The 8,740-nt window shown below is 43.6% G+C and carries 7 protein-coding genes and 1 pseudogene; all 8 read right to left on the reverse strand.

What is annotated here, in order from left to right; genetic code table 11:
• Positions 1–7: 7 nt before the first annotated feature.
• A complete protein-coding gene (locus tag ACED25_RS22535; protein ID WP_371696167.1) occupies positions 8–559 on the reverse strand; it encodes a hypothetical protein in 552 nt (183 codons plus the stop codon).
• Between the two features lie 81 nt (positions 560–640).
• Positions 641–868, reverse strand: a complete 228-nt coding sequence (locus ACED25_RS22540; RefSeq protein ID WP_371696169.1) for a hypothetical protein — start codon at positions 866–868, stop codon at positions 641–643.
• A 605-nt stretch (positions 869–1,473) separates the two neighbouring features.
• On the reverse strand, positions 1,474–2,094 hold the full coding sequence (locus ACED25_RS22545) for an imm11 family protein (protein ID WP_017097879.1): 621 nt from the start codon (positions 2,092–2,094) through the stop codon (positions 1,474–1,476).
• On the reverse strand, positions 2,091–2,834 hold the full coding sequence (locus ACED25_RS22550; RefSeq protein ID WP_017097878.1) for an AHH domain-containing protein: 744 nt from the start codon (positions 2,832–2,834) through the stop codon (positions 2,091–2,093). The genes ACED25_RS22545 and ACED25_RS22550 overlap by 4 nt, the downstream gene beginning before the upstream one ends.
• 12 nt (positions 2,835–2,846) lie before the next feature.
• Positions 2,847–5,669, reverse strand: a complete 2,823-nt coding sequence (locus ACED25_RS22555) for a PAAR-like domain-containing protein (RefSeq protein ID WP_371696171.1) — start codon at positions 5,667–5,669, stop codon at positions 2,847–2,849.
• 27 nt (positions 5,670–5,696) lie between these two features.
• Positions 5,697–6,161 carry a hypothetical protein gene (locus ACED25_RS22560; RefSeq protein ID WP_017097876.1) on the reverse strand — a complete coding sequence of 155 codons (465 nt, stop codon included), beginning with the start codon at positions 6,159–6,161 and terminating at the stop codon, positions 5,697–5,699.
• Positions 6,162–6,858: 697 nt separating this feature from the next.
• Positions 6,859–7,395 (reverse strand): hypothetical protein, encoded by a 537-nt coding sequence (locus ACED25_RS22565; protein ID WP_371696174.1) that lies wholly within the window; start codon positions 7,393–7,395, stop codon positions 6,859–6,861.
• A gap of 83 nt (positions 7,396–7,478) precedes the next feature.
• Positions 7,479–8,740 (reverse strand): annotated as a pseudogene (locus ACED25_RS22570) (conjugal transfer protein TraG); the annotation flags it as partial.

Here is an 8,740-nt window from a genome sequence, read left to right on the forward strand (position 1 = left end):
GGCACCTTTATCGAACGAGAGTTTTACTATTAATCAACGGATTGGAGTCATGACCCATGTTAGAACTACCCAATGTAATAGCAAATGCCTGCATTCTATGATGTTGCCAAACAATGAAGTTGCACGCGTTCATGCAATCTTCAAAATTGAGTGGTTGATGAAGCTGAAGGCGAATCAACAGCGACTTTATACGGCTAGCATTTTGACCACTAGGTTCAAGAGCTTCAATTATTTGCCTTGACAAACCATCTCCAAATTCATTTATTACATAAATAACCTCTGGGTGAGGAAGTGAATTATCTAGACCAATATAACCCTTGTGTGATTCAAACCGAATGTGACTCAATTTCACAAACTGTGCAGGTACGGTTGCATGACGAATAAACTCATTGACTTCCGAAATTAACTCATCAAACAAAGCGTTTACTTTTGCTGATTTCTGTTGAATTTTCCAAGATGAGAGCGCAAAGCAAGCTATAACAGCAGTGATTACCCCTGAGGCAGCTTGGACGATCCCGCTCCAATTCCATTTAATAATTACCAACCAGATATCTTGCATCTTATTCCTAATTTTAACCCCGACATTAACTGCGGATGTTAGATGTTCTAAATGATTTTAGTGCATGAACAAATACGACCTTTATAAAGGAGGTGTCCAGTCATAGTCTTCATTCTCAATAGCAACGCCTACTGCAACATCGACTGGAGGAATGAAACGTAAATCCTTTTTATTTATCCAGCATACTGAACCTGAAATAACATAACTACTTAGCTGACAATTGACTAAATCACCTTCTATATCTACAACTTTGTATTCGTTGTGATCTTTAATGTTAAAAACGGTGTCACCAATATTAATCTCAATCATATTATCTGTTCCTATCTCTGATTTTTTCATCAAGTATATTATAAGGAAAAAGTAATCTAAAAGTAACTGTAATGAAATTGGAAAATATTAGAGAACTCTCGACTTAAATACATGTAACAGATTGAGGTAAGAAGTATCGAATAAAACTAGCGCGCAAGCTTGCAACTAGAGCAGGGTTTAGTGAGTGGTGATACTTAGGTCGAATTTACCCCCGTGATACAACACGGGGATTCACGACGAACAGTATTAGAAGAATGGATAACTTCTAGTAGGGCAAACCCCCATGAACAGGATGTGAATGAGTAAAAGGTCTACCAAATAACGGGGCACTTTCGAGTTAGAAAGTGCCACGGCTGAAAATTCAACCTGAGAAGCTTTTGGACAAAAACGATTTAGCAAGATTGCTAATTTAGCGAAGCATGAATTATTAAAAGTATGGCAAATTTGTTTACGTGATTGTCCAGTATCGCTGAAGCAGATCAAATTGTACTATTTGGGGAGTTTACATATATTCAGAAACAGCAAATAAAGTTATTGTTCTTGAATACCTAGTTTTAAGCTATAAATGCAGATTTCCCCAATGCCTTCAGCAGCCCACTGGTCCATTAAGACTCTACAAACTGGAGGCCCATTACCCAATCAGAGACTTTTACAAAGTTAAGCGTATCCACGTTTTGTTTCTTGAACGCTTTTACTACTTTCTCATGAACAATAATATGAGGGTAATCGCTGAATTTTGGCATAAAGACCAAGCGTTCTTTCTCTGGCATCGCAGACAACTTGTTATCATCCAAATAGTACTGCTCAATTGTGTGTCTAGTATCTTCCGGGTCATAATCATCAATCTGACACTTTTCTAGATTCAAAACATCCATTTTCTCAAATACATTAAACACCCAATAGCCCTCATGATATTTGTCATGATCATCTACGATCACGCTGGGGTAAACCTGACAACATGCATTGTCTATATTACCAAGAGATTGTTTAATTTCATCAGAAAATACTGGGTAGGTTGAGTCTAAGTGAGCCTTTTTAATTGGCCTAGAAACCCCTCGAACCAAATCTTCATCACGATAGCAGTTTTCAAAAAGCATTGGCTCATCACCACTTAGCTTGGTGTATTCGTAATCCCTCATGGCTGAATGCTTTTGAGGCTTTAGGTACAAAGTATTTTCATCATAATTTTCGAAAACAATATAGTATTGGTCGTTGTATTGGCTCATTGTCCTACCTTGGGTATCCATCTGGTGTTTTGGTACGTGATCGTTTTGGTGTTCCATGGGGAACTACTGGTTTGATAGCGCTTGTCTTTGCCATCTCTTTCGCCCAGTTGATAGTGAAGCCGGTCACTGTTGCAATAGTTATCAGGATTGGTTTGTGCGTTGATAATATCGAATTGGCAGGCGCAGCCGGGTCCTCCTGGAATAAAGTATTGGGAAATTTTGGTCAACGGTAATGAAAAAAATTGCCCTCTTTCAATTTTGTTGATTTTCTTTAGCACTTTACGACTAATCGGGTCGAGCAGCTTATGTATCTCTGACTCGGTTTCTGTTTTCTTAGTCTTTCCATAGCAGTCTTTAATCTTTTTTCTTATCTCTGGATCTCTCAACTCTCCAGAAACGTAACGATGATAAGGTTCTTCCCTAGGTCGGCTAAAGATATGATCGCCGCGGTGTAATTGGCAATGGAGTTGACATGCACCCGGCAAAGTAGCAGGAAAGCCGACCAAATTCGATAACTGGTTGATGTCGTAGCCTTTGTTGACTAGGTTTTCACCCAGCTCACTGTGTTTTACTGCTTCTGCCGAAATAATATGATGGGTATCCATATGGATACCATTATTATAAGGGTGCTCAGATAATTTTTTTACGTTGTTTACCCAGCGCTTACGATAGCCTTTTTTCTCAATCATACCATCGACGAAATCCGATTCTGCCGCCTCTTGACTCATCAGTGTGCCCATAGATAACTTATCCTATACATATTCGATTTCACCCCGGTACAACCGAGGCGTTTTATGTTCTTCACTCTTACACAGTCGACATTTACCCTTTCTAGGCTCATGTTGCTCTTCCACTTGAGCGGTACTATTAACCCGTTTGTCTGCTATGGCGGACTTACGGCGCAATGCCAAATGGCCCGCTAACTTGTCGTAATCTGGCAAGATGTCGACTAAACCATCGACGGTGCTGGTAAAGGTTTCTAGTGCTTGTGCGGCATGAGAGGCTGCACCAACCTTTTTAACGCCCATGGTAAATTTCGCTGTAACCGTCGCAATTCTGGCGGCTGCCCCTGCTGGCCCAGTTAGCAAACCAATCACTATGGTTAACACCACTTCAATGGCAATATACGCAGCTGCTTTACCCACGTGGTAGAAATAGAAGTTAGGTGGGACAGCTTCAATAATCAGGTTCAAGTATGTAAAGAAAGGCAAGATGCTGTTGTCATCATTAATCAACGCCAAGGCCTTAGGGAAAAACTCACTCTCCTTGATTTCCATTGCCCATTCAGGGTCAAACTCCATCACAACAGTGTCAACGAACTTTTCTACGCCTTTAACATCGTTGTTGGTAAAGAGCGTAGGCAAATTCCAAATCGCTTCTCTGTGTCTTGCAATACACTTAATCTTGCGCGCCATATCGTCTGAGCCTTCATTCCACCAAAGCTGCACATCATCAATGGCCTCATCAATGTTCTCGTACGCATCCACACTGGCCGCAATAAGCAAGTTAGGCGCCATACTGGAAATATAAGCCGCCTGTTTTACCCAGCTTGGTAAATCACTTTGAGCTAACTGAACTTCCGTTCCTTTCATCGCATCGGCGGTGTACTTTTCCAATGCATTGTATTTTTGATTGGCGTAAATATAGAGCTTATCAAAACCATCGGTGGTGGCATCTGCTAAGGTATGGCCCATCTCGCCCCAGACTTCGGGAGAGAAAAGTTCCACCACATCAGCACCCCAAGCTTTAGCCCCTTCAAGCACACCATCACCCAAACAAAGTACACCTTCTTCGTTCCATTGTTTCTGGAAACCTGTCATATCTTTCGCGACTGTGTTTAAAAGGCCGTCCAAATAAGTCTCGATAGCTTCCTGTTGTTTTACAATCTTATCTTCAATGCCTGGTTCACCTTCATACTCGATAGTGACAGAGTCTGTGTTGGGCTTGAGATCATCGACCACCACTACACCTCCCTCTGTCTTCTGGGTCTCTAACGCCAGATCCATAGTTTCTGAGGCCGTACTTCTTTGCGGCAATGGATTGAGATCCAATTTGTCTTTATGGGGAACGGAGCCATTGGCTATCACTTTGAGGTTTTTAGCGTAAACAGGCGTTCCCCACAGGTCATCGTGAACGGCACGGATCTTAATCCACTTCTGCTCCTCTAACTCTATTTTCGGTATCGCATTCACGACTACTTCGATAGTCCCTGCTTCGGCAGAGTAAACATGATCAGGCGCTTGAATGACCGAGACATCTGACACATCATCCATAAGTTGACTAGCTTTATTTTCCATACGCTTGAAAGCTTGGCTGAGGTTATCGGACAATTTTTTAGCATAGGTATCAATGGTACTCACATGCTTTTTATAGATATCAGACGACAAGTAATCATAATTCAACCGACTAGCTTCGGACTTAAGAGATTCCACACGCCCTTTTATCTTACTAAGTAGACTCTCTAGTTCAGAGTTGAGTATATTCTTAGCCTTATCCCAAGGGTAGTTATTGATGAAAACCTGAGGATTACCTTTACCACGAGCTCGCATGTAAGCCAGCATACGGTCTGCGGTTTCATGCTTGGGTAAACGAAATAAGACGGAGAAAATTTCCCCTTCTTCCATCACCATTGGTAACCCGTTCGCCAGTACACTATCAAAACTCGTATCAGAGAGACTATCAATTCCCGCGATTAGCGATTCTGACAATACGCTGAAATGAAAATCAGGGTGTCTAAACTCGAAGTGGGCTTTCGTTTCTGCTTCCACAATATCGGCAAAATATCGGTCAGCGGTGAGGCTAGGTCCCATGGTTCCCCAGCCTTCTACTGGCGGGGCAATACGATTCGGGTGCCAGAAGGTTTGCTGTCCCTGAGCAGACCTATCAAAGAAGTCATCATCATTGTAATCGGGTAGGTAGTGTGGGTTGGTTAAACGAACCGGGGTAGCAATAAACTCATCCGTACTTTCTTTAACCAGAATTTTGATTTGACCCGGCTTTAAGCTTGATACTTTGCTTTTGCCAGAGTTATCAAAGTGACCAGGAGACAGAGCACCACCAGAGACATCGGTAATGTCAAAATCTGCGTTCTTAAGAAGTACACCATCCGGGTATCGAGCCTTGATGTAGACAGTGTAAGTGCCGTCTTCATCTTCAGTGACCGTGACAGCAGGGTTTTGAACCCCACCTAGGCACATGGTGTTGCCCTTGTTCATTGTCATTTGGTCTGACAACCTAGCCACGCCTTTCCCTTCGATGATGACACTCGGTGATGCGGAAATGAACTCGGCCTCGGCCTCTATCGTACCCGATGCTACGCCTTTCTTGTCCCCGCCCGCATCGCCTGTGCTCTTGGCAAACTTACTGCCCTTTAAAGCAATACTGTTTCCGCCATCTGCTGTGACTGTCGTAGTGCCTTCCACTAAATCTGCCGACTTCGCGTTATTTCCATAAGGGATTGGTACAACAGGTTTACCGACTGTAGTAAGGCACACATCAGGCAGGGTAGCATTCGCCTCTCCTCCCGAGCCTTTATGGACAACACTGAGTCCATTTGCACTTATTGTAACTGCCATTAATATGTCCTACTTAGATTAAGTGGATTAGTTGAGTTTTACCTTAGCGCCCTGGATCTTATGAATTTTTTCAGCGCTACTACTAAGATGCTTGGCTGTTGTAGTGATACGGCCATCCGTTCCACTATATTTGGTTTGTGTCGTCCCAGAGCCAATAAGCACTTCTTCCTCTGCATCAAGGGTTATCCTCTTTGCTTTAACAACAAGCTCTTGCTCTTCAAGCAAAGAAATATAGATATCAACCAATGTTGGAATGGTAAGATCTTCGGATAGAAAAGAGATTCGGCAATCGAGTTTATTATCGATGGCCATAAAAATTTCTGACTGAGTAAAAGCACGGCCTATTGACGCCCAGAGAGGTTGAGAAAATGGGTTATGCTCAAAATCTACTTTGACTCGATTCTTTTCTGGATGAACTTCCACTACCCAACCAATTCGAGAGCAGGGTTTTGAAGTAGGCTTAAGAATATCTCTTGGTGGCTCTTGATTCATGGTGGGCCCAGTGATTATTTAGAGCCTATTATTTTATCTCTGGGCGATTTGAATAGGTAATGTGGAAATGAATGGTCACTACGATTGAATAATCGACTTTAAAGACATGAAGGCCAATCAATGTAACTAGACTAGCAAATCAATTGGCTTTATCGCATGTGTTTTTCACTTTTCTATAGGTTTATCTCGCACTCAAATTTGTGATTAAAGTCACGCACATCACTATCATTTTAAAGTTGAGAGTATTACATCACTTGAGTAATGATAGAAACGATATACCAAGCCAAAAAGCAACACGATGATGTCTTTTGTGTCGTATAACTTTGACAACTGCTAATGTCAGATAACTTTTATTAGGGGAAACACACATTAACAAGGTGTGAATGAGTAAAAGGTCTACCTTATAATGGGGCAGAAATGAGCTAGAGCTACTACTCTAATGATTCATTAGAACAAATAGCAGCGTACCGATGCGATCGCTGCCATTTTAAGAGGATACTTTATTGCTTGCTACTCATGGAAACAGGAACGTAATACTTTCTTGGGATATATAAGGGGTTAAAGGAACGTTTTCGCGCCCAAGCAGCGGCCAACGAATACCTAATCTAGAATAAAGACATTTAACCCGTTCCTACTCTCTCGTACTGGCCTTATACCTGAAATAACATTCACTCTCGATGGATATCCTGTGCCGAGATTAATATTTCCAGCCGTTAAATTGTAACGATTTAGGGATAGGGCTGTAGCAAGGGTATTCGGTTTGTAAGCCGTAGTTAATGACAGTTGCCGTGTCTACACTAAAAGCTGCTGCATAATTTCCTTGTCTAAAACCTTCTGGATCGATTTTTGCCGTTTTATCTAACACCTTCCAGATGAGATCTACAATAAACTCAGGGTGACGCCTTGGGTCGAGTGCCATGGTGTCGCGCATACAGAACCAGCTTCCACCACCTAGGCGTTTTTGATTCGTAGCATTTTTAAAATACGCCGTATGCAAACCTTGTAGGTAGGCGTTTAAGCGTATGGACTCCACGGTGTCCGTCTCGTCAATGTGCTGCAAGAAGTAGGGCAGTTTGGTGATGTCCGGCAGGTTTTGGGAATATGGTCTTTTATTTATTATTGCGAGTTCGTACTGCTCGTGTATCTCGCTCAGCAGTTGAGTGAGCTCAGGAGAGTGGGGTTGAGCTTGCACGCTCGCACAAGTAAGCAGTAGCAATGGTAAGACTGTTTTCATGGTCATTCTCCCTTTAGATACCTGATCATAATACCAGTATTTAGGCGGTGCATAAAGTTCTTTTTTATGCACCTAGTTAAGTATTATTCTTTCGAGTTTTGTGTGTATCTTGGCACCGCAGGATAGGCTTGGTCGGAGGTGACGTATTCCGTCCTTTCGGGTCTAGTGATCTCCTTTTCTACCTGCGACTTGACTGTCAGTTCAATCATCGGGTCAGGTTTGATGATGGGCTTCTGCGCTTCCTCTTGCTGAAGTTTTACATCATCAGTTACCCCATCAAAGCGCGCTTGATTAAAGAGTCCGCCCGTTCCCTTGGTATGCAGCATCTCGGTGCGGGTGTGTGCCACGGTATCGACGGTACTAGCCCATCCTTTCTCCATCGTGTTGTTTTGCTCGGGTGTCAGTTCTGGTTGTTGGGTTGGGGTGGTGGTTTCATGCGCTTTCTCCATTGTTGCCACAATCTTCGCCGTGTCACCATCGAGTCCCGCCATGGTGGTGAACTCTTCAGTGCGTGTGTATTCTTGCCAAGACTTTTTAGCATCAGCAATATCTTCCGGTTGGTACGCGGTCATTAGACGTTGGACGTCTGGTTGGTCTAATTTAGCTGTCGTTTCCAAGTAATTCTGGAAGCCTTGAATCGCGTTGGCTGTAAAGCTGGCACTGCCAGAGTCTAGGCGGGTTTGAGTATTCGAGAGTGCGCTCAAGTCTGATTGGCTTTGTAATGCACTTGCACCAAGAGACTTGGTGTTGCTGGCGTTAATCGCAAAATCATGCGCAAACTGCTCAACCGACGTTCGAGTATCTTTGTTGTCCACCTGCGTGCCGGCACTGGTCACGGCATTGGCCCCTTCGGTGTATTGCTGCGTGGCTTGCTCAAGCTGTTGCTTTTGCTCGGCATTCATCTTGCTGTAAGCCGTACGTTCATCATCAGACCATTTCACGCCGCCATTGGCGCCTAAACTGAATGGCGATGCCCCTTTGCCTGTGCCTACGCCGCCCTCGAAGCCGCCATAGACACTTTGCAAATAAGATTGTGATTGGTCTTTCGTCCAACCCGTTTGTTGAATCACGCTGTCAACCGCCGTTTGCATGTCATTCATGCCTTCACTGACTTGAGTGTTAAAGCCACTGGTGCTGCCTTCACCGTAAGCCAGGTTTTTACCCACACTATCATGCCAGCGGTCGCTCAGCGCCGCGCCTCCTTGGAGGGTTTGAGCCAGTTGGGTGCTAGTTTGAGCAAGGTTTTGCTGCGTTTGATTGCGGGCATTCGCCACACTCTCTTGCAGCATGCTTTGCGTGTTGGCGCTGATGTTGCCGCGACTGGTGGTTTGTGAGCTGTCGTAGG

Origin of the sequence: Vibrio sp. 1F263 (assembly GCF_041439035.1) — a bacterium.
GTDB classification, from domain to species: Bacteria; Pseudomonadota; Gammaproteobacteria; order Enterobacterales; family Vibrionaceae; genus Vibrio; species Vibrio tasmaniensis_A.